The following is a 22447-nucleotide window of genomic DNA, read 5'->3' on the forward strand; positions in this document are numbered from 1 at the left end:
ATATGGTAGCTAAACTTGCTTAGCTTGCTTCGCCGACACCGCGACCAGATCGTCGGCGTGCACCACCGGGCGGCGCAGCTCGCCGGGTAGCTCAGAGGTGGACCGGCCCACCATGGTGGCCAGCTCGGACGCGTCGTAGGCAACCACCCCGCGGGCTACCATGGCCGCGTCGGGTGCACGCAGTTCGACCACATCGCCGCCGCAAAACCGGCCGGACACCGCGGTGATACCCGCCGCCAGCAGTGACCGGCGTTGTCGCACCACAGCGCGCACCGCACCGGCGTCGAGAGTCAGTGCGCCGGTTGCTTCGGCGGCATAACGCACCCAGAACCGCCGGGCCGACAGACGCGCGGGCCGGGCCGCAAACACCGTGCCCACCGACGCGTCGGCGAGCGCGGTCGCGGCGTCGGCCGCGGGGGCCAGCAGTACCGGCACCCCGGCGTCGGCGGCCAACAGCGCCGCCGACACCTTGGACGCCATGCCGCCAGTACCCAGGTGGCTACTGCGGCCGGCGACCACACCGTCCAGATCCGCCGGCCCGGACACCTCCGGAATGAACGTCGCGTCCGCGGTTTTGCGCGGGTCGCAGTCGTAGAGGCCGTCGATGTCCGACAGCAGCACCAAAGCGTCGGCGCCGACCAGGTGCGCCACCAGTGCAGACAGCCGATCGTTGTCACCGAACCGGATCTCGTTGGTGGCCACGGTGTCGTTCTCGTTGACAATCGCCACCGCGTGCAACGCGCGCAGCCGATCCAGCGTGCGTTGGGCGTTGGTGTGCTGCACCCGCATCGAAATGTCGTGCGCGGTCAGCAGCACCTGGCCCACCGTGCGGCCGTAGCGGGCGAACGCCGCGCTCCACGAGTTCACCAGCGCGACCTGCCCGACGCTGGCCGCCGCCTGCTTGGTCGCCAGATCTTTGGGACGACGGGACAGCCCGAGCGGCTCGATGCCGGCGGCGATGGCGCCCGAAGACACGATGACGACGTCGGAACCCGCCTTCATCCGCCGCTCGACCGCCTCGGCCAGTCCGGCCAGCCGGCCGGCATCGAACATCCCGGACGGTGTGGTAAGCGCCGTGGTCCCGACCTTCACGACAAGGCCGCGCGCGGTCCGGATTGCGTCCCGATGCGGACTTCTCATCAGCCATCCCCGTGTTCGCGACGCCGACTCCGAGCGGCCTTTCGCTCGGCCGCGCCCACCCGCTTGTTGCTGTCCAGCCGCGGATCGGTGCCCCGGCCGGACATCGCGACCGGCTCACCCGCAGGCGTTTGCGGCTCCCAATCGAACGTCATCTCGCCGATGGTCACCGCGCATCCTGACCGCGCACCCAGCCTCAGCAATTCCTCCTCGACACCCAGGCGCGCCAGCCGGTCGGCGAGATAGCCGACGGCCTCGTCGTTGTCGAAGTTGGTCTGGTCAATCCAACGCTCGGGCCGGGCACCGCTGACGACAAAGCCACCATGCCCGTCGGGTTCGACGGTAAAACCGCTGTCGTCCACCGGAATCGGACGAATCACCGGCCGCCGTGGCACCGCCACCGGCCGCGCAGCGTTGTAGTCCGAGATCATCTGCGACAGCCCAAAGATCAACGGCTGCAGGTTTTCCCGGGTTGCGGTCGACACGCAGAACACCGGCCAGCCGCGCTGGGCGATGTCGTCACGGACGAACTCCGCGAGCTCGCGGGCCTCCGGCACATCGATTTTGTTGAGGACCACCGCACGCGGCCGTGCGGCGAGATCGCCCAGAGCCGCGTCCCCTTGCAGCGTGGGCGTGTAGCACGCGAGTTCCGTTTCCAGCGCGTCGATGTCCGAGATGGGGTCGCGGCCCGGCTCGGCGGTAGCGCAATCCACCACATGCACCAGTACAGCGCAGCGCTCGATGTGCCGCAGAAAGTCCAGCCCCAGACCACGGCCCCGGGATGCGCCCGGGATCAACCCCGGCACGTCGGCGACGGTGAACGCGTGCTCGCCAGCCGAGACCACACCGAGGTTGGGCACCAGGGTGGTGAACGGGTAGTCGGCGATCTTCGGCTTGGCCGCCGAAATCGCCGACACCAGCGAGGATTTTCCGGCCGACGGAAACCCGACCAGGCCGACGTCGGCGACGGTCTTGAGTTCCAAGGTGAGGTCTCGGGACTGTCCCTTTTCGCCGAGGAGTGCGAAACCGGGGGCCTTACGCACGCGGGAAGCCAGCGCGGCGTTGCCCAAACCGCCACGGCCTCCGGCGGCGGCTTCAAAGCGGGTGCCCGCGCCGACCAGGTCGGCCAGTAGCCGGCCGCTCTCGTCCAATACCACGGTGCCTTCGGGAACTTTCACTTCCAAATCCGCGCCGGCGGCCCCGTCGCGGTTATTGCCCATCCCGTGCTTGCCCGAAGCCGCGGTGAGATGCGGGCGGAAATGGAAGTCGAGCAGGGTGTGCACTTGCGGATCGACGACGAAGACGATGCTGCCGCCCCGGCCGCCATTTCCGCCATCGGGGCCGCCCAGCGGCTTGAATTTCTCGCGATGGACCGAAGCGCAGCCGTTACCGCCCGAACCCGCTCTGGTGTGGATGACGACCCGATCGACAAACCGAGGCACCGAGCTCCCCTTCATCTGCGGAGTGTGCAGCTACTGCGGGTTTTGCCCCTCGTGAATCTTCGCAGTGGGCGCACACGCGCGACGCTCAGGCAGTGGTCGAACCGACGATGCTCACCGTCTTACGTCCGCGTTTGATGCCGAACTCGACCGCCCCGGCCGTCTTGGCGAACAAGGTGTCATCGCCGCCACGCCCGACGTTGACGCCGGGATGGAATTTGGTACCGCGCTGGCGGACCAGGATCTCGCCGGCCTTGACGACCTGGCCGCCGTACCGCTTAACCCCCAGCCGCTGGGCGGCGGAATCGCGACCGTTGCGCGAGCTGGAAGCCCCCTTCTTGTGTGCCATGTCTGTCGCCTCCGTTATGCGATGCCGGTGACCTTCAGGACCGTCAGCTGCTGACGGTGTCCCTGCCGTTTGTGGTAGCCAGTCTTGTTCTTGAACTTGTGGATACGGATCTTGGGGCCCTTGGTGTGCCCGAGCACCTCACCGGTCACCGCGACCTTGGCCAGTGCCTTCGCATCGGTGGTGACGGTGGCGCCGTCGACAACCAGAGCCACCGGCAGGGACACCTTCTCCCCCTGCTCGGATTCCAGCTTTTCGACCTTGACCACATCTCCGACAGCGACTTTGTACTGCTTGCCGCCGGTCTTGACGATTGCGTAGGTCGCCATCATTGCTCCTGCCTCTTCATACTTCCGCTGCATGCGTTGCGCTTCGCGCGCGGGCCAGCGGCGGGACGCGTGCTGGGTCTTGGGCGGGCACCTACAACGGACCCCGCATCGTCTCCAGCCGTCAGCCTGGCGACAACTGGTCAAGGGTACGTGACCTGCAACTACGGGGTCAAACCAGCGGGGCCTCAGCGAGATCGACGCCAGCACACGAAAGTGCGCCGGTAGCGTCGATCTCGACGCTACCGGCGCACTCCGGGGCCCGGGTGGTGACGTCATCCGGGTTGGACCGCTGATGGCTGCGGCTAACATCGTGCCGAATCGCGTCCGATGTCGACCTGGAGGAACCGCCGATGACTGCCCCCTTGGATCGTGCGCCGGTCACGGATTTGCCGGCTAACAACAAAGGCCGAGACCGCACCCACTGGCTGTATCTCGCGGTCATTTTCGCAGTGATAGCCGGTGTGATCGTGGGGCTGACGGCGCCGTTGACCGGAAAAAGCCTCACGGTGCTCGGGACGGTGTTCGTCAACCTGATCAAGATGATGATCGCACCGGTCATCTTCTGCACGATCGTGCTCGGGATCGGCTCGGTGCGCAAAGCCGCGGCCGTGGGCAAGGTCGGCGGGCTGGCTTTGGCCTACTTTCTAACGATGTCATCGGTGGCGCTCGGGATCGGGTTGATCGTCGGCAACCTACTCAGTCCGGGTAGGGATCTGCACCTTAGGCCTGGTGCGGTCGGAAGCGGCGCAGCATTGGCCGGCCAGGCTGCGGAGTCACACGGAATCGCTGGGTTCATCCAGCAGATCATTCCGAGGTCGCTCCCCTCAGCCCTTACTGAAGGCAACGTGCTGCAGGTGTTACTCGTCGCGCTGCTGGTCGGTTTCGCGGTCCAAGGCCTGGGCCCCGCAGGCGAGTCCATCCTGCGTGCCGTCGAGAACCTGCAAAAGCTGGTGTTCAAGGTGCTCGTGATGGTACTGTGGCTGGCTCCGATCGGCGCGTTCGGTGCGATCGCCAATATCGTCGCCACGACTGGCTTCAACGCCGTCACCAACCTGCTGCTGCTGATGGCCGGCTTCTACCTGACGTGCGTGGTGTTCGTTTTCGGCGTCCTGGGAGTGCTACTGCGCATCGTGTCGGGTTTGTCGATCTTTCGGCTGCTGCGCTATCTAGCCCGCGAGTACTTGCTGATCTTCGCAACATCGTCGTCGGAGGTGGTGCTGCCCAGACTGATCACCAAGATGAAACACTTGGGCGTGCAATCCAGCACGGTCGGCGTGGTGGTGCCGACCGGCTACTCGTTCAATCTTGACGGCACCGCTATCTATCTGACCATGGCGTCGCTGTTCATCGCCGACGCGATGGGACATCGCTTGACATGGGGCGAGCAGATCGCGCTGCTGGCGTTCATGATCATCGCGTCCAAGGGCGCTGCCGGGGTCAGCGGTGCGGGCCTTGCGACGCTGGCCGGCGGCCTGCAGGCTCATCGCCCCGAGCTGCTGGACGGTGTCGGGCTGATTGTGGGGATCGACCGGTTCATGTCGGAAGCCCGTTCGCTCACGAACTTCTCCGGCAACGCCGTCGCAACCATCCTGGTTGCCTCGTGGACAAAGACCATTGACCTGTCCAAAGCCGACGAGGTGTTGCGCGGTCGTGATCCCTTCGACGAATCGACCATGGTCGATCCCCACGATGAGGAGCCACCCGCCGCCACACCCCACGGGGGCGGCGTCCCGACGAACCCTGCGCTGTGCGATTTCGAGCAGGTCAGTCTAGGCGGATTGGTGGGCCGGCCGGCCGGCCCGCAACGCGCCGACGTGGACGGGTAGGGGCCAGCTCCGTGACACCGGGGACGTCGACTTCGCCCGGGGAACCGTCCAAGCCGGCTGCATCCTCCTCGTCGACGTCGGCATCGGCGGCGTCTTCGTCGGAGTCTTCGTCGTCGGAATCGGAGTCTTCAACGTCGAGATCCTCGTCGAGGTCCTCGTCGTCGAGGTCCTCGAGGTCCTCGTCGGCGTCGAGCTCGTCCTCGTCTTCGTCGGTGTCCTCGGTGTCCTCGAAGTCCGCTTGGGCGGTGTCGTCGAGGTCAGTGGGCGGTTGATCGCCGGCCTGCTCGGCGAGTTCGGCAGCGGGCTCCCCGGATTCCTCGTCACCGCGACCAGCCAGCGAGGACAAGCCCGCTGCCATCGCCTTGAACATGGGATGCTCACCGGGAGCGTGCACGGGGACCTTGGCGACCATGCTCCTATCACTGGACTCTTCGGACCGGCTCTTTTTCGATCGCTTGCCCCGCCGAGCACCGGGCTCAGACTTTCGCCCAGTCGCCGCGGCCGAATCGACCGGGTCGGCGTGCAGCAGGATCCCGCGGCCACTGCAGTTCGGACACGATGTGGAGAACGCTTCGATCAGTCCGGTTCCCAACCGCTTGCGAGTCAACTGCACCAGCCCCAGCGACGTCACCTCGGACACCTGGTGGCGGGTGCGATCGCGGGCCAGCGACTCGGTCAACCGGCGCAACACCAAGTCGCGGTTGGACTCCAGCACCATGTCGATGAAGTCGATGACCACGATGCCGCCGATATCGCGCAGCCGCAGCTGGCGCACGATCTCCTCGGCCGCTTCCAGATTGTTCTTGGTGACCGTCTGCTCGAGGTTGCCCCCGGCTCCGGTGAATTTACCGGTGTTGACGTCAATGACCGTCATGGCTTCGGTCCGGTCGATCACCAGCGTCCCGCCCGACGGCAACCACACCTTGCGGTCCATCGCTTTGGCCAGCTGCTCGTCAATGCGGTGCACCGTGAAGACGTCCGGCGCGGACTGGCCATCCGGCCCGTCAGCGGACTCGTACTTGGTCAACTTCGAAACCAATTCGGGAGCAACAGAATTCACGTATTCATTGATCGTGTTCCAAGCCTCGTCGCCGGAAACGATGAGGCCGACGAAGTCCTCGTTGAACAGGTCACGGATAACCTTGACCAGCACGTCCGGTTCTTCGTACAGCGCCACCGCAGCGCCCGCGGCCTTCTCCTTGGTCTCTTGTGCCTTGGCCTCGATCTGCTCCCAGCGTTCCCGTAGCCGAGCGACGTCTGCGCGAATGTCGTCCTCTTTGACGCCCTCAGACGCGGTACGGATGATGACCCCAGCGTCAGACGGCACCACCTCGCGCAGGATCTCCTTGAGCCGCTGACGTTCAGTGTCGGGCAGCTTGCGGCTGATCCCGGTCGACGACGCGCCCGGCACATAAACCAGAAATCGACCGGCCAGCGACACCTGCGTGGTCAGCCGCGCGCCCTTATGCCCTACCGGGTCCTTGCTGACCTGCACCACGACATAGTCGCCGGGTTTGAGGGCCTGCTCGATCTTGCGATCGGCCCCGCCCAACCCCGCTGCATCCCAATTGACTTCACCGGCGTAGAGCACTCCATTGCGACCGCGCCCGATGTCGACGAACGCCGCCTCCATCGACGGCAGCACGTTCTGCACAATTCCCAGGTAGATGTTGCCCACCAGGGAAGCCGAGGCCGCAGACGTCACGAAATGCTCCACGACGATACCGTCTTCGAGCACCGCAATCTGGGTGTACCGCGTGCCCGGCAGCGGTGGCTCGGTGCGGACCCGGTCGCGCACCACCATCACCCGCTCGACCGCCTCACGGCGAGCCAGAAACTCGGCCTCACTCAACACCGGTGGGCGGCGCCGGCCGGCGTCGCGCCCGTCGCGGCGGCGTTGCCGCTTGGCTTCCAGGCGGGTCGAGCCGTCGATGCCCTTGATCTCAGTGGAGCCAGAGCCGCCATCCTGCGAGTTGCCGGCCTTGTCACCCGCGCGGGGCACGCGTTCGTGTACGACAGTGTTGGGCGGATCGTCAGGCAACGGGCCCTCTAACGCAGCGTCGTTGTCGTCACCAGAAGCCGACTTACGCCGTCGCCGGCGGCGCCGGCGACGATTGCCGGCCTCCAGCGAACCGTTTTCGTCCTCGCCGTTGTCACCGGCTTCGGTATCTTCGGAATCTCGATCGTCGCCGTCGTCGGTTTCGGCGGCGTCCGCGCTGGTAAATTGTTGGGCCCGGGGCTCGGATTGCTGGTCAACCGGATCACCGTCGGATCCACCCTGCTCCCCGCGTCCGCGACCGCGACCCCGACGGCCGCGACGTCGCCGCCGGTTCGCCGGCCGGTCTAGCTGCCCTTCGTCGTCAGCGTCGGAATCGTCGGCGACGTAGTCGGGGCCATCGTCGACGTCCTCGTCGTCCGCTAACGGCTCGGGAATCGGCTGGGGCGCGACGAACAGCGGCATATAGTGCGGCCGCTCCACGTCGGCATTCCGAGTCTCCTGGGTCTCTAGCATCAGCCGGGACTCGGGTTCCTCGGACGCTTCGGGCGCATGGACCGAGGCCGCCAGCACGCCGGCAGTCTCGAGATGAGTGGCCAGCAGATCGCGCACCCGGACCGCATCGACGCGATCCACCGTGGAATGTGCGCTGCGGACCCGTCCGTCGAGCGCGGTGAGCGCATCCAGCACCCGCCTGCTGGTGGTTCCCAGCGTTCGTGCCAGCGAATGGACTCTTAGGCGGTCCGGCAGTTCCTCATGCTGGCTCGGTTCTGGTGGATCTGAAGGTGGGGCACCGTCTATCACGTATTCTCCTCAAGCCCCCGGGCGCGTCTTGATCGACGCGGCCACGCGAGGGCTTCGCTATCTGCCCGGGTCACTTGTCTCCCGAGCTTGTGATGGTCTTGTCCCGAGCAGCTCATGACGAACCCACTCGGCACCGTGCTGAATGACGGCCCGACATGCCGCGCCGCATCGAAGGATGGCGATGGTCGCGGTTGCCTAAGTCTTCATTCGGGCGTCCGACACCGCTTCGGCGACGTTCACCCGTCATCAGTATCCCACATCACTGGGCCGAGTCACCTTCCCTTGAGCTGGGGTGCTGCCCAAGCCGCCCGGGATCGGCGCACCCGGAGCTAGGCGCCGGGAAACCAGAGCGCGATTTCGCGCTGCGCGGATTCGGCCGAATCAGACCCGTGCACCAGGTTGAACTGCGTCTCTAGAGCGAAGTCGCCCCGGATTGTGCCGGGCGCCGCCGCCTGCACCGGGTCGGTGCCGCCGGCGAGTTGGCGAACCGCCGCGATGGCTCGGGTTCCCTCCACGATCGCCGCTACCACCGGACCCGACGTGATGAACTCCAGCAACGATCCAAAGAATGGTTTGCCTTCATGTTCGGCGTAGTGCTGGCTGGCCAACTCCGCGCTGACGGTCCTGAGCTGCAGCGCAGCGATGGTGAGGCCTTTGCGCTCGATGCGGCTGATGATCTCGCCGATCAGCTGCCTTTCGATGCCATCCGGCTTGATCAGTACCAGAGTCCGTTCGGTCACGGTGCCCAACACTAAATGCCGCAAGATGTATGCCCAAACCGGTCATTGCGACACCCGGTAATCCCGACGCCGCCGCACCTCGGCACGCAAATACGCGATCAGGACCCACAACGCAGCGAACAGCACGCCAATGAAACCCACACCCGGGTACACGGCGAAGCCGGCAACCAGCACCGGTTGTGCGCCCAGGTTCACCCAGATTGCCCAGGGTCTGCGCTGCAGCCCGGTCAGCAGTATCAACAGCACGGCCAGACCGACCAAATAGCCCAGCGAGGCCGGACGCAGCCCACCGCCGACCGCGTCCACTACCGGTATTGCCAGCAGCACCACGATCGCCTCGAGGATCAGCGTCGCCGCCATCACCGCGCTGAATCCCTTCCACGGGTCAGCCGGCTCACGCGACCGGTCGGTCATTGCGGATCACGACCGAACAAGGTCCGAGCCGCCCCTGCGGTGACAACCGAGCCGGTGATGACGATCCCGGTTCTCGAGAATGCGTCCCCGGCCACATCCGGGTCGGCGGCGGCGTCGTCGACCAGTGAGGTGGCAACGTCGATAGCATCGCGCAGGTTCTCGGCGGTGCGCACCCGGTCGGGTCCGAACCGCTCGCCGGCCGCCAGCGCCAGGGCCTCGACATCCAGCGCCCGCGGCGACCCGTTGTGGGTCACGACGACGGAATCGAACACCGGCTCCAGTGCGGCCAGGATGCCGTCCACGTCCTTGTCGCCCAGCACGCTGAGCACCCCGACCAGAAATCGGAAGTCGAACTCATGCGCCAGCGTTTGTGCCAGAGCACTCGCCCCGGCCGGATTGTGCGCGGCGTCGATGAACACCGTGGGTGCGCTGCGCATGCGCTCCAACCGGCCGGGACTGGTGACGGCGGCAAAGCCGGCCCGGACGGCGTCGCCGTCGAGCTGACGCTGCGCACCGGCACCGAAAAAGGCCTCGACGGAAGCGAGGGCGAGCACCGCGTTGTGCGCCTGGTGTTCACCGTGCAGCGGCAAGTAGATGTCGGAGTAAACCCCGCCGAGGCCCTGCAGTTGCAGTACCTGACCGCCGACCGCGATCTGTCGCCGTAGCACCGCGAATTCGGAATCCTCCCGGGCCACCGACGCGTCGGCGCGCACCGATTCGGCCAGCAGCACCTCCATGACCTTCGGGACCTGACGCCCGATGACCGCGACGGTGTCCGGCGAACCGTCGGGGGCCCGAGTGATGATGCCCGCCTTCTCCCCGGCGATCCCGGCGATATCGGCACCGAGATAGTCGACGTGATCAATGCTGATCGGGGTGATGACGGCGACCGGTGCGTTGATCACGTTGGTGGCGTCCCAACGTCCGCCCATGCCCACCTCGACCACTGCCACGTCGACGGGCGCGTCCGCAAAGGCCGCGAACGCCATCGCGGTGAGCACCTCGAACTTGCTCATCGCCGGGCCACCCTTACCCGCAGAAGCCTGCGACTGCTGGTCGATCAGCGCCACCAACGGCTCGATCTCCCGGTAGGTCGCCACATACTGCGCCGGGCTGATCGGCTTGCCGTCGATCGAAATGCGTTCCACCGGTGACTGCAGGTGTGGGCTGGTGGTTCGGCCGGTGCGCCGGTGCAGCGCGGTGACCAGCGCGTCGACCATGCGCGCCACCGAGGTCTTGCCGTTGGTGCCCGCGATATGGATCGACGGATAGCTGCGTTGGGGCGAGCCCAGCAGGTCCATCAACGCGCTGATCCGGGTCAGGCTCGGATCGATGCGGGTCTCCGGCCAGCGTTGGTCGAGTAGATGCTCAACCTGCAGCAGGGACGCGATCTCGTCCGGAGTGGGCACGACGCCGGTGGCCGATCCCGAGTCAGGCGGGCCGGAATTCGTCGAATTCATTGCAGCGCAGCCAACCGGGTGGTGATGCGCTCGGTTTCCTGCTGCGCCACGCGCTGGCGGTCCCGGATCTTGGCAATGACGGCGTCGGGCGCTTTGGCCAGAAAGTCCGCGTTGGCCAACTTGGCGGCGGTCGACGCCAGCTCCTTTTGGGCGCCGGCCAACTCCTTTTCCAGGCGGCGACGCTCGGCGGCCACGTCGATGGTGCCCGAGGTGTCGAGCTCGACGACGACGGTGCGGTTCATCTCGGGGCCGAGCCGAACCTCCAACGAGACCGACGGCTCAAAATCCGGGCCCGGCTCGGTGAGCCACGCCAGCGAGGTCACGGCGGCCACCTGGTTGCTCAGATCCGAGTCCCGCACACCGTGCATTCGGGCCGGAACCTTCTGCCGGTCGGCCAGACCTTGATCGCTGCGGAACCGCCGCACTTCGGTCACCAACTTCTGCATATCGTTAATCCGTTGCGCGGCAACAAGGTCCACGCTAATCCCGGAAGGCTCCGGCCAGTCGGCGCTGACCAGCGATTCCCTGCCGGTCAGCGCCAGCCATAGCGCCTCGGTGAGGAAGGGAATCACCGGGTGCAGCAGGCGCAGCAGCGTGTCCAGCCCGGCGGCCAGCACGGCGGTGGTGTGTGTGAGTCCCTGGGCAAGCTGCGTTTTGGCCAGTTCGAGGTACCAGTCGCAGAATTCGTCCCAGGCGAAGTGATACAGGGACTCACAAGCGCGGCTGAACTCGTATCCGTCGAAGGCCGAATCAACTTCGGCCCGAACCTCTTCCAACCTTCCGAGAATCCAGCGGTCGGCGTCGGTCAGCTCGTTCGGCGATGGCAGGGGTGCTGGCGCGGCGCCATTGAGCAGTGCGTACCGAGTGGCGTTGAACAGCTTGGTCCCGAAATTGCGCGACGCCCGCACGGCATCCTCGCTCACCGCCAAGTCACCACCGGGACTGGCCCCGCGGGCCAGCGTGAACCGCAGCGCATCGGCCCCGAACATTTCCACCCAATCCAGCGGGTCGATGACGTTGCCCTTGGACTTGCTCATCTTGCGGCCAGACTCGTCGCGGATCAGCCCATGCAGAAACACGTCGGTGAACGGCACCTGCGGGCCCCGGCGGCCGTCGAGGGTGATGGCGGCGTCGTCGCCGACGAAGGTGCCGAACATCATCATTCTGGCCACCCAAAAGAACAAGATGTCATAGCCGGTAACCAGAACGCTTGTCGGATAGAACTTTTCCAGCTCCGCCGTCTTGTCCGGCCAACCCAGCGTGGAAAACGGCCACAGCGCCGACGAAAACCAGGTATCCAGCACGTCAGGATCCTGTTCCCAGCCCTGCGGGGGTGTTTCGTCCGGGCCGACGCACACCTGTTCGCCGTCGGGTCCGTACCAGATCGGGATCCGATGCCCCCACCAGAGCTGTCGCGAGATGCACCAGTCGTGCATGTCGTCGACCCAGGAGAACCAGCGGGGTTCCATGCTGGCCGGGTGAATCACGGTGTCCCCGTTGCGCACCGCATCCCCGGCCGCTTTGGCCAGCGATTCCACCCGGACCCACCACTGCAGGGATAGCCGCGGCTCGATCGGCTCGCCGCTGCGTTCGGAGTGTCCGACGCTGTGCAGGTAGGGTCGCTTTTCTTCGACCACGCGGCCCTGGGCCGCGAGCGCTTGGCGCACCGCGACCCGTGCCTCGAAGCGGTCCATGCCGTCGAATCGCGTTCCGGTGTCGACGATCCGGCCCTTGGTGTCCAGGATCGAGGGCATCGGCAGCTGGTGGCGCACCCCGATTTCGAAGTCGTTGGGGTCGTGGGCGGGTGTGACTTTGACCGCGCCGGTGCCGAATTCAGGGTCCACGTGCTCGTCGGCGACAATGGCCAGCTCCCGGTCGACGAATGGGTGCGCCAGGCTGGTGCCGACCAGGTGACGGTAGCGCTCGTCATCGGGATGGACGGCGATCGCGGTATCGCCCAGCATCGTCTCGACCCGGGTGGTGGCGACCACGATGTGGGGTTGCGAGTCGTCAAGCGAGCCGTACCTAAACGACACCAGCTCGCCTTCGACGTCGCGGTAGTTGACCTCGAGGTCGGAGATCGCGGTCTGCAGCACCGGCGACCAGTTGACCAGCCGCTCGGCCCGATAGATCAGCCCGGCGTCATAAAGCCGCTTGAAGATCGTGCGCACCGCCCGCGACAGACCTTCGTCCATGGTGAACCGGTCGCGGCTCCAGTCCACCCCGTCACCGAGTCGGCGCATCTGGCCGCCGATGGCACCGCCAGACTCTCGCTTCCAATCCCACACCTTGTCCACGAACAGCTCGCGGCCGAGGTCTTCTTTAGTCTTGCCGTCGACCGCCAGCTGCTGCTCGACCACGCTCTGGGTGGCGATCCCGGCATGGTCGGTGCCCGGCTGCCAGAGCACCTCATAGCCCTGCATCCGCTTGCGCCGCGTCAAGGCGTCCATCATGGTGTGTTCCAGCGCGTGGCCCATGTGCAGGCTGCCGGTCACGTTCGGCGGCGGCAGCACGATCGAATAGGCCGGCTTGGTGCTGGTCGGGTCCGCGGTGAAGTAGCCAGCGTCCAGCCACTTCTGATAGATGGCGCTCTCCATCGCGGCCGGATCCCACGACTTGGGCAGCATATCGGCGGCAGGGTGAGGGCTGGCGGTCACCGATCAATTCTAGGAACCGCTTCACACCGGCATGAAAGCGCCCGAAACCGCCCGGATTCAGCTAGCCAGTCGCGTGGTCTGCAGCGACACACCGGCGGCCGGCAAACGCTCCAGCAGGGCGTCACCCATTGCGGCCGCGGGGGTTAACACACCACGCATGTCGGACAGCTTGTCGCGATCCAGTGCCAGCGCCAGACCACACTCCCCCAACAACACCGACGTCGCCTTGTAGCCGGGGTCACCATCTTGGGCCATGCGCGCCAGGTACCGGGCTCCGGTGGTTGTGGTGGTGTAGGTCTCGATGCGGTAGTAGCCGCGCTCGCGAGCCGCCGCACTGGGGCCGGTGCCGGGTTTGGGGACGACACGCTTTACCAGTCCCCGCGGCAGCAGGCGGATGTAGCGGCTGGCCAAGCCGAACATCGCGTTGCCGACACCGCCGCCGACAACCGATACCACCGGCGCCAGCACCGTGGACCCTACGCTCATGGTTTCGCTGTAGCGGAACCGCCGGCCGTAGGCCCAGTCCAGGAGCGCGTTGCTGCGGCGCACGATCCGGGTGTTGGTGGGCGCCATGATGAATCCCGCGGTCCACACACCGGCCAGTTCCGGCGCGAGCCGACGGCCACGACGCGACGGCAGGTCAGGCTGTGGGCCCAGTTCGGGTTCGGCGCCGCGGTCTGGGCTCAGCATGTAGGGGTCGGATAGCTGGCGGCGCGCATCGGGATCGTTAGAAGCGGTGCTCAACACCTCCAGCATCGATGCGATGGTGCCGCCGGAGAACCCGCCTTTGAAGGAACGCACCACGCAGTTGGTGTCGGTCAGCTCGCCGGCGCCGTCTTCTCGTGCCGCGTGGTATAGGGCGTACACGCTCAGATCAGATGGGACGGAGTCGAATCCGCAGGCGTGCACGATGCGTGCACCGGTGTCGGCGGCCTGCTTGTGGTACAAGTCGATGCTGTTGCGCATGAACATCGGCTCGCCGGTCAGGTCGGCGTAGTCGGTGCCGGCGGCAGCGCATGCGGCCACCAGCGGCAGCCCGTAGCGGGTGTAGGGCCCAACGGTGGTGACCACGACCTGGGCGCGGGCGGCCATGGCTTGCAGCGTCGACGGCAACGACGCGTCGGCGGTCAGGATCGGCCAGGTCTGCGCGGATTCGCCCAGGGCTTCGCGAACGGCGAGCACCCGTTGCGTCGACCTGCCGGCCAGCGCGATCCGGGCATCTCCCCCGGCCCGGGCCAGGTATTCGGCGGTCAGCTTGCCGACGAAGCCGGTCGCCCCGTACAACACGATGTCGAATTCACGCGGCGTAGCGGTCACGGGTTTGACGCTACTCCGGGGTGCGCGAGCAGACGCAAAAGCTCCCAAATCCGACCGGATTTGGGAGCTTTTGCGTCTTTTCGCGGTGGTCAGCCGCGGCGGCCGCAGACCGGCCAGGCGCGGATACCCTGCGAACGCAGCACGTTCTCAGCCACCCGGATCTGCTCCTCCCGGCTCGCGTTGGCCGCGGACCCCGAGCCACCGTTGGCACGCCAGGTGCCGGCGGTGAACTGCAGGCCGCCGTAGTAACCGTTACCGGTGTTGATCGACCAGTTTCCACCGGACTCGCACTGCGCGATCGCGTCCCAGTTCACGCTGTAGGCCACGGGCACGGGAGGCGCTTCCTCCGCAGGCGGGGACAGGAAGTCCGGGGCCAGCGGCGGGGGGAGGTTGGGATCAAAGCCCGCGTCCTCCGGAGCCGGCGGAGTATCGACGGGTGCAGCGTCCGGGGCCGGCGGCAGGTTCGGGTCAAAGCCCACGGCATCCGGGCCGGCTGCGGCGTTTGGGTCCAAGCCCGCGTCGTCGGCATTGGCGATACCGGCTGGTGACGTGGTCACCAACGTCCCGGCAATCGCGGCGGCGATGAGCGTCGTACGGGCGTTCTTCAACGTTGTTCCTTTCGCGGTGCGCGCGCGCCAAAGCCAACCCACGGGCATGGGTTAGCTGCCAGGTGCATTCGAGGGTGCTGCGTGGGACGTGCCGTCTCGGTCCGGCACGGCAGCGGAGCGCTTGATCTGCCCGGCGCGGCTGCTAGCCGCCGCCTGCGGGTCGGCCAACCGATTCAGCCGTCCCCGGCTCCGCTCGCACGCGGGTCCGTAGATTCAATTGTTGAGATTTCTTGCTGCCCGTCTGCCGGGCCAAGGGGACCGTACGATAACGATTTGGATTCGTCATCTCCGGCAAACCGAGATATCAGTTCAATCACAAGCCGATCACGGCGCGGTGGCACAATTGTTGTTGCAGGTCAGAAGTGCGGTTTTGGCTCAGCTGTATCTTTGCGACCGCGGCGCTATCGTGAGCCGAATCACGCAAATATTGTGACCCCGGACACGGATTTGTCACCATCGTGGCCCTGGTCCGGGATCTGATCCACACGCCGTGGTGACCTGCGCCACAACGACTTGCACACCCCGACGTCCACCACACCTCGAATCAGCTAGACTGCTCCCAATAATCCGCCCTAATACTAAGTGCCGCACTGTGATTCATAGGTAACCTGGGGCACCACCAAATAGCAGTCTGCCGTAACAGCCGGATCCTCTACCGTCAGCAGACTCAAATGTCCTCCACCCCAACGCAATACGTGATCAACCGCGCACCAGAGACGCCAACTGTAGTCAAGGCAGTACTAGAAGCGGCGGCCATGGCCAATGTTAATAACGTCTTCATTGAAAACAAGACGAGAATATCTCGAAAGGCCACCAGAAAATTAATACGGAATAGTATTAGCGTCCGGGCTGCATCGGTGTGTGCAAGCCTGCGGCCGAATTGACGTTGGTCAGCGGTCGGGAATCCGCCATCACGATCCGCAGTGCATCCGAAGCGTCGACCAGGGCGCTCATCTTTCGCTCGCCGGCACCGACCAACGTGTCGACGCGGTCGGCCAGATCCGTCCGATACACCGCGGCCAGGTAGTGGTTACGGCCATCCCAGGGCAACACCACTTCGGCATCGGTCTGCACCGCGCGGCGCGCGAGATCCTCGATCAATTCCACTGTCAGATAAGGCATGTCGACCGCACAGACAAACGCGAGCCGGACACCGGCCTCCGCAGCCGCACGCAACCCGCGACCGGTCGCCGGCAGCGGCCCCAGCCCCGGCAGCTCATCACGCAGAACGGGGACCGGCAGCGTGGGCAACGGTTGTCCCGGAGCGGCCATCACGAAAACCGGCGCGCAGCGCTGGCCGAGAATGCCGACCATATGCTCCACCAGCGTGGTGGTTCCCCCGGGGAGGGGCAGGGTGGCTTTGTCGCGACCCATTCGGCGGGATTCACCTCCCGCGAGAACAACCCCGGCCAGCGGCACTGTGTCGGGCGCGAGCTCAGCCACGTCAGTCGACGGTCCAAGTGTCGCGCCCGTGCAACAGTGACTGCAGTGCAGCGGTGCCGGACGGGGCGGCGTTTCGGGCCGCGACTACCTGCGAGCGGGCCGCATCATCGTAGGTTGGCCGGCTGATGTGCCGAAAGATTCCCAGCACGGTGTGGTCCAGGTTCTGATCGGACAGCCGGGACAGCGCGAAGGCGTAGGCCGGGTCGTCGACCTGCGCATCGTGCACAATGATCTCGTCGATGGCCACATCGGCCGTCTTGGCCACTTCGAGGCCGAATCCGGACTTGACCACGCAGTATTCGCCGTTGGCCCCGAAGACGATCGGCTCGCCGTGGCGGACCTTGATGACCCGCTCCTCGGCGCCCTCCTTGCGCAGCGCATCGAACGAGCCGTCGTTGAAGATCGGGCAGTCCTGCAGGATTTCGACCAGGGCAGCACCGCGATGCTGGGCCGCGGCACGCAGCACTTCGGTCAGCCCGTTACGGTCTGAGTCCAGCGCGCGGCCAACGAACGTCGCCTCTGCCCCCAGCGCCAACGACACCGGATTGAACGGGTGATCCAGCGAGCCCATCGGTGTCGACTTGGTGACCTTGCCGACCTCCGATGTCGGCGAATACTGTCCTTTGGTCAGCCCATAGATCCGGTTGTTGAACAGCAGAATCGTCACGTTGATGTTGCGGCGCAGCGCGTGGATCAGGTGGTTACCGCCGATCGACAAGGCGTCACCGTCGCCGGTGACCACCCATACCGACAGATCCTCGCGAGCCAGCGCCAGACCGGTCGCTATCGCGGGCGCGCGGCCGTGAATCGAATGAAAGCCGTAGGTTTCCAGGTAATAGGGGAACCGGCTGGAGCATCCGATACCGCTGATGAACACGATGTTCTCACGCCGCAGCCCCAGTTCGGGCAGGAAGTTTCGGATGGTGTTGAGGATGACGTAGTCGCCGCAGCCCGGGCACCAGCGCACCTCCTGGTCACTGGTGAAATCCTTGCCCTTCTGCGGCTGATCCGTGGTGGGCACCCCAGCGTTCTTGGTCAAGCTCGGAGTCAGGCCGAGCTCGGTGCCCGCCAAATCACCGGTCACGCCGGTCATGAGCTGTGCTTCATCGCCGGAGCGGGTCATCCGTTTGCTCCCGCTCCCGCCGTGGCCGCCGACAATCTGGCGACCAACGTCTTGTCTTGCTCAAGCTCGGCCAATCTCCCGGCAAGTGCGGCCCGGATAAAGCGCCCAATCTCGTCGGCCAGGAACGAGACACCCTTAACCTTGGTGACCGATTGCACGTCGACCAGGTACTTACCGCGCAGCACCTGGGCCAGCTGGCCCAAGTTCAACTCCGGAGCCACCACCTTGGGGTAACGCCGCAGCACCTCACCCAAATTGGCCGGGAACGGGTTGAGATAGCGCAGATGGGCGTGCGCTACCTTGGTGCCTCGGCGACGCGCGCGCCGGCACGCTTCACCGATTGGGCCGTAGGAGCTGCCCCACCCAATCAACAACAGCTCGGCGTCCCCGGTCGGATCATCGACTTCCAGATCGGGAACATGGATACCGTCGATCTTGGCTTGGCGCAACCGGACCATGAGGTCATGATTAGTCGGCTCGTAGGAGATGTCGCCCGAGCCATTGGCAGCTTCCAGCCCGCCGATGCGGTGTTCCAGACCGGGGGTGCCCGGAATGGCGAACTGGCGGGCAAGGGTTTCCCGGTCACGGGCATAAGGCTGGAAGGGCTCGCCGGGTTTGGCGAAGGTGTGCTTAATGGGCGGTAGCGCATTGACATCCGGGATTCGCCATGGCTCCGAGCCGTTGGCGATGGCGCCGTCGGACAACAAGATCACCGGGGTGTGGTAGGACACCGCGATGCGCACCGCCTCAAGGGCGGTTTCAAAGCAGTCGGCAGGAGAGCGCGGCGCCAGCACCGCCACCGGTGACTCGCCATTGCGGCCGTAGAGCGCCTGCAGCAAGTCGGCCTGCTCGGTCTTGGTGGGTAGACCGGTCGACGGCCCGCCCCGCTGCACGTCTATGACCAGCAACGGCAGTTCGGTCATCACACCCAGTCCCAGCGCTTCGGACTTCAGCGAAATTCCCGGTCCCGATGTGCTGGTGACTCCCAACGCACCACCGTAGGCGGCACCCAGCGCAGCGCAGATGCCGCCGATCTCGTCTTCGGCCTGGAAGGTGACGACATTGAAGTTCTTGTGCTTGGACAGTTCGTGCAGGATGTCCGACGCCGGAGTAATCGGATAACTGCCGAGCACGACCGGAAGGCCGGCGAGCTGACCGGCCACCACGATCCCGTAGGCCAGCGCGGTATTGCCCGAGATCTGCCGGTACTCGCCGGGCGGCAAAGTCGCGGGCGGTATCTCATAGGTCGTGCCGAAGGCCTCGGTGGTTTCGCCGTAGTTCCAGCCGGCCTTGAGGGCCAACACGTTGGCCTCGGCGATTTCGGGCTTGCGGGCGAACTTCTCCCTGATGAAGGCCTCGCTGTGCTCGAGCTCGCGCCCGTACATCCACGACAGCAGACCCAGCGCAAACATATTTTTGGCGCGCTGGCCATCCTTCTTGGACGCGCCGATCGCCTCGACGGCACCCAGGGTCAGTGTGGTCATGGCGACGGTGTGCACCACATAGTCGGACAGCTCGCCGGACTCCAGCGGGTTTGTCACGTAGCCCACTTTCGTCAGGTTGCGCTTGGTGAACTCGTCAGAGTTCACGATCACCATTCCGCCAAGCGGTAGGTCGCCGATATTGGCCTTCAACGCTGCCGGGTTCATGGCGACGAGCACGTCGGGACGGTCACCGGCGGTCAGGATGTCGTAATCGGCTATCTGAATCTGAAAAGACGACACTCCGGGCAACGTGCCCGCCGGTGCCCGGATCTCTGCGGGGTAGTTCGGCTGGGTCGCCAGATCGTTGCCGAAAAGCGCTGCCTCCGAGGTGAATCGGTCGCCGGTTAGCTGCATGCCGTCGCCGGAGTCTCCAGCGAACCGGATCACCACATTTTCCAAGCGTTGCCGATCAGGCGCGGCATGAAATGCCGCGTCATGAGACTCTGGCCCGGCCCCGCTGCCGTTCGGATCCACGTCTCCGCCTTCCATGTGTTATCGGACAGGCACTCCGCGCTGCAGCTTCAGGTTACGCGTCGTCGGAGCGACACCCCCGCGCCGCACGGCTTGTGTCACTGGCGGTAGCGATTATGACATTTCATTTCGGGTGTAAGGCGGTCTCCGATGCCATATATGCGGCCGGTAACCGACCAAAAGGCGAAGTCAGCGAGGGCTGGCGGTAGCGACGACACAGAACTGTGGTATTGGTCACTTCCCCCCGAGGGTTGGCCGCGACCGCACCCGGACATCCGAATCCACGGTTTCCGGCATCGCGACCAGGTACAGGAGGAAGCCGGCCCCGGCGAGCGCACCCAGCGACATGAATGCCGCGTCATAGCCCGCGACGACCACGATCCAGCCGGCAACAAGATTAGACAGCGCGGCACCAATGCCCGTTGCCGTGGTTACCGCCCCGAGGCTGATATTGAAATGTCCCGTTCCGTGTGTGACGTCCTGTACGACAAGGGGAAACAACGCCCCGAAAATGCCGGCTCCGATACCGTCGAGCAACTGCACGCCCACCAGCCAGTAGGAGTTATCCGACAACGTGTAGAGGAACCCGCGAGCGGTCAAGACAGCGAACCCCACCAAAAAGATCGGCTTTCGCCCCCACGCGTCGGCCCTGGTCTCGACCACATACGCCACCGGCACCATCACGACCTGCGCCGCGACGATGCACGACGACATCAGCGCCGTTCCTTCGTCTCGATTGTGCAACGCCAACAGCTCGCCGACCAGCGGCAGCATCGCCGCGTTGGCGAAGTGGAACGCGACAACCGCCGCCCCGAAGATCACCAGTTCGCGGTTGTGCGCCAACACGGTGAACCGCGACGGCTGCGGATGCGGCTCGCCGGGCGCATGGTCCATACCACGCGCTAAATCGTGGTCGACCGCGTCCGGCGGGATCCGCAGTGTCGCCAGCACGCTGATCAACGCCATGCCGGCCAGCACCCAGAACACCACCACCGGCCCGAAGAAGTACGCCAGCGCGCCGGTCGCCCCAGCCGCCGACGCGTTACCGGCGTGGTTGAACGCTTCGTTACGCCCAATCCGTCTGGCGAAAAACTGAGGACCGACAGCACCCAACGTGATCGCCGCCAACGCCGGAGCGAAAACCGAGCTGGCGATCCCGGTGACGGCCTGCAGCACCGAGATGGAATACAAGCCCGCAAACAGCGGCATCGCCACTGCGGCGGCGGTGACCAGCACCGCGCCGGCGACGACCAGCGCCCGCTTGGCCGTGGTCCGGTCCACCAGGGCGCCAATCGGCGTCTGGGCCACGATGGCCGCAATGCCGCCGACCGCCATGACGAACCCGATCGAGGCTTGATCCCAATCGTGGATCAACAGGAGGTATATCGACAGATAGGGGCCCAGACCGTCGCGAACATCAGCCAACGAGAAATTCAGCAGGTCCAGCGCACGCGCCACCCGTGGCGGCACTGCCACAACGGTGCCCGACATGCAGTCGTCGCGGGGCTACGCGCTCTTGTCGCGGCGCTCCGAACGGGACGGCTTGCGTGGCACGATTGTCGGCAACACGTTGTCCTGCACGGTCTCCTTGGTGACCACCACTTTGGCGACATCGTCGCGGCTCGGGATGTCGTACATCACCGGCAGCAGGACTTCTTCCATGATCGCCCGCAGGCCGCGGGCACCGGTGCCGCGATGGATCGCCTGGTCGGCGATCGCTTCCAGCGCATCGTCGGTGAACTCCAACTCCACGCCATCCATCTCGAACAGCCGGATGTACTGCTTGACCAAAGCGTTCTTCGGCTCGGACAGGATCTTGACCAACGACTCTTTGTCCAGGTTGGTGACCGAGGCGACCACCGGCAGGCGGCCGATGAATTCCGGGATCAGGCCGAACTTGATCAGATCCTCCGGCATCACGTCGGCAAAGTGGTCGGTGGTGTCGATCTCGGCCTTGGAACGAACCTCGGCGCCAAAGCCGAGGCCCCGCTTGCCGACGCGCTCGTAAATGATCTTCTCCAGCCCGGCGAACGCTCCCGCGACGATGAACAGCACGTTGGTGGTGTCGATCTGGATGAACTCTTGATGCGGGTGCTTACGGCCCCCCTGCGGCGGAACCGACGCCTGAGTGCCCTCCAGGATTTTCAGCAAGGCCTGCTGAACGCCCTCACCGGAGACGTCGCGAGTAATCGACGGGTTCTCACTCTTGCGGGCGATCTTGTCGACCTCGTCGATGTAGATGATGCCGGTCTCGGCGCGTTTGACGTCGTAGTCGGCGGCCTGAATAAGTTTGAGCAAGATGTTCTCGACGTCCTCGCCGACGTAACCGGCCTCGGTCAGCGCGGTGGCGTCGGCGATGGCAAACGGCACGTTAAGCATCTTGGCCAGCGTCTGGGCCAGGTAGGTCTTGCCACAACCGGTGGGTCCGAGCATCAAGATGTTCGACTTGGTCAACTCAACGGGCTCACATCGGGAGTCACGGCCCTTCTCCCCGGCCTGGATCCGCTTGTAGTGGTTGTACACCGCCACGGCCAGCGTGCGTTTGGCGGTATCTTGCCCGATGACGTAGCCCTCGAGGAACTCCCGGATCTCGGCCGGCTTGGGCAGCTCGTCGAGTTTCACATCGTCGGCGTCGGCGAGTTCCTCTTCGATGATCTCGTTACACAGGTCGATGCACTCATCGCAGATGTACACGCCGGGGCCGGCAATGAGCTTCTTGACCTGTTTTTGGCTCTTCCCGCAGAACGAGCACTTCAGCAGGTCACCACCGTCTCCTATGCGCGCCATAATGCTGATGGCCTACTTCCTGATCGCCGTTCGTGTTGCCGTGCCGCGTGTATGCCCCGACGCTAC

The 22447-nt window shown here is 65.4% G+C and carries 19 protein-coding genes; 2 read left to right on the forward strand and 17 right to left on the reverse strand.

Going from position 1 to position 22447, the window contains the following annotated elements:
• Window positions 1–9 precede the first annotated feature (9 nt).
• The 4 genes from proB to rplU all read right to left on the reverse strand — a co-directional run bounded on the left by proB (window position 10) and on the right by rplU (window position 3254).
• Window positions 10–1140, reverse strand: coding sequence for a glutamate 5-kinase (proB, locus tag FF952_RS12960; RefSeq protein WP_003412568.1), 1131 nt, complete (start codon window positions 1138–1140; stop codon window positions 10–12).
• Window positions 1140–2579, reverse strand: coding sequence for a GTPase ObgE (obgE, locus tag FF952_RS12965; RefSeq protein ID WP_003904838.1), 1440 nt, complete (start codon window positions 2577–2579; stop codon window positions 1140–1142). Before obgE ends, proB begins: the two co-directional genes overlap by 1 nt.
• Window positions 2580–2664: 85 nt before the next feature.
• Window positions 2665–2925: a 50S ribosomal protein L27 gene (gene rpmA / locus FF952_RS12970; protein ID WP_003412574.1), complete on the reverse strand. Its 261-nt coding sequence runs from the start codon at window positions 2923–2925 to the stop codon at window positions 2665–2667.
• Between the two features lie 14 nt (window positions 2926–2939).
• A complete protein-coding gene (rplU, locus tag FF952_RS12975; protein WP_003412578.1) occupies window positions 2940–3254 on the reverse strand; it encodes a 50S ribosomal protein L21 in 315 nt (104 codons plus the stop codon).
• Between the two features lie 347 nt (window positions 3255–3601).
• On the opposite strand from rplU, the gene FF952_RS12980 reads away from it, so the two are divergent.
• Window positions 3602–5077, forward strand: coding sequence for a C4-dicarboxylate transporter DctA (locus tag FF952_RS12980; protein ID WP_003904840.1), 1476 nt, complete (start codon window positions 3602–3604; stop codon window positions 5075–5077).
• Here FF952_RS12980 and rne read toward each other — a convergent pair.
• From rne to rpfE, 7 genes are all read right to left on the reverse strand, one after another.
• Entirely contained in the window at window positions 5016–7877 is a 2862-nt protein-coding gene (gene rne / locus FF952_RS12985) for a ribonuclease E (RefSeq protein WP_003899322.1), read from the reverse strand. The genes FF952_RS12980 and rne overlap by 62 nt on opposite strands.
• A 329-nt stretch (window positions 7878–8206) precedes the next feature.
• Window positions 8207–8617: a nucleoside-diphosphate kinase gene (ndk, locus tag FF952_RS12990; protein ID WP_003412592.1), complete on the reverse strand. Its 411-nt coding sequence runs from the start codon at window positions 8615–8617 to the stop codon at window positions 8207–8209.
• Between the two features lie 42 nt (window positions 8618–8659).
• Complete coding sequence (locus FF952_RS12995; protein WP_003412596.1) at window positions 8660–9031, reverse strand: DUF4233 domain-containing protein; 372 nt, start codon at window positions 9029–9031, stop codon at window positions 8660–8662.
• The gene (gene folC, locus FF952_RS13000) at window positions 9028–10491 is read right to left on the reverse strand and encodes a bifunctional tetrahydrofolate synthase/dihydrofolate synthase (protein WP_003899324.1); all 1464 of its coding nucleotides are present in this window, start codon (window positions 10489–10491) and stop codon (window positions 9028–9030) included. Before folC ends, FF952_RS12995 begins: the two co-directional genes overlap by 4 nt.
• Window positions 10488–13148 (reverse strand): valine--tRNA ligase, encoded by a 2661-nt coding sequence (locus FF952_RS13005; RefSeq protein WP_003412604.1) that lies wholly within the window; start codon window positions 13146–13148, stop codon window positions 10488–10490. Before FF952_RS13005 ends, folC begins: the two co-directional genes overlap by 4 nt.
• Before the next feature lie 57 nt (window positions 13149–13205).
• A complete protein-coding gene (locus FF952_RS13010) occupies window positions 13206–14465 on the reverse strand; it encodes a saccharopine dehydrogenase family protein (protein WP_003412609.1) in 1260 nt (419 codons plus the stop codon).
• Window positions 14466–14554: 89 nt separating this feature from the next.
• On the reverse strand, window positions 14555–15073 hold the full coding sequence (gene rpfE / locus FF952_RS13015) for a resuscitation-promoting factor protein RpfE (RefSeq protein WP_003412613.1): 519 nt from the start codon (window positions 15071–15073) through the stop codon (window positions 14555–14557).
• An 81-nt stretch (window positions 15074–15154) separates the two neighbouring features.
• Between rpfE and FF952_RS13020 the strand changes: the two genes are divergently transcribed.
• Window positions 15155–15553 carry a hypothetical protein gene (locus tag FF952_RS13020; RefSeq protein WP_003899327.1) on the forward strand — a complete coding sequence of 133 codons (399 nt, stop codon included), beginning with the start codon at window positions 15155–15157 and terminating at the stop codon, window positions 15551–15553.
• Between the two features lie 187 nt (window positions 15554–15740).
• Here the strand turns inward: FF952_RS13020 and FF952_RS13025 are convergent, their stop codons facing one another.
• The 6 genes from FF952_RS13025 to clpX all read right to left on the reverse strand — a co-directional run bounded on the left by FF952_RS13025 (window position 15741) and on the right by clpX (window position 22381).
• Window positions 15741–15887, reverse strand: coding sequence for a hypothetical protein (locus tag FF952_RS13025; protein ID WP_003908854.1), 147 nt, complete (start codon window positions 15885–15887; stop codon window positions 15741–15743).
• A gap of 23 nt (window positions 15888–15910) precedes the next feature.
• Entirely contained in the window at window positions 15911–16516 is a 606-nt protein-coding gene (gene mobA / locus FF952_RS13030) for a molybdenum cofactor guanylyltransferase (protein WP_003904841.1), read from the reverse strand.
• Window position 16517: 1 nt separating this feature from the next.
• Window positions 16518–17639: a 2-oxoacid:ferredoxin oxidoreductase subunit beta gene (locus tag FF952_RS13035; protein WP_003412624.1), complete on the reverse strand. Its 1122-nt coding sequence runs from the start codon at window positions 17637–17639 to the stop codon at window positions 16518–16520.
• Entirely contained in the window at window positions 17636–19597 is a 1962-nt protein-coding gene (locus tag FF952_RS13040) for a 2-oxoacid:acceptor oxidoreductase subunit alpha (protein WP_003412627.1), read from the reverse strand. Before FF952_RS13040 ends, FF952_RS13035 begins: the two co-directional genes overlap by 4 nt.
• 231 nt (window positions 19598–19828) lie before the next feature.
• Entirely contained in the window at window positions 19829–21085 is a 1257-nt protein-coding gene (locus tag FF952_RS13045; protein WP_003904842.1) for an MFS transporter, read from the reverse strand.
• 15 nt (window positions 21086–21100) lie between these two features.
• Window positions 21101–22381, reverse strand: coding sequence for an ATP-dependent Clp protease ATP-binding subunit ClpX (gene clpX / locus FF952_RS13050; protein WP_003412634.1), 1281 nt, complete (start codon window positions 22379–22381; stop codon window positions 21101–21103).
• Window positions 22382–22447: the final 66 nt, after the last annotated feature.

The organism is Mycobacterium tuberculosis complex sp. N0072 (assembly GCF_030323725.1).
GTDB lineage: Bacteria > Actinomycetota > Actinomycetes > Mycobacteriales > Mycobacteriaceae > Mycobacterium > Mycobacterium tuberculosis.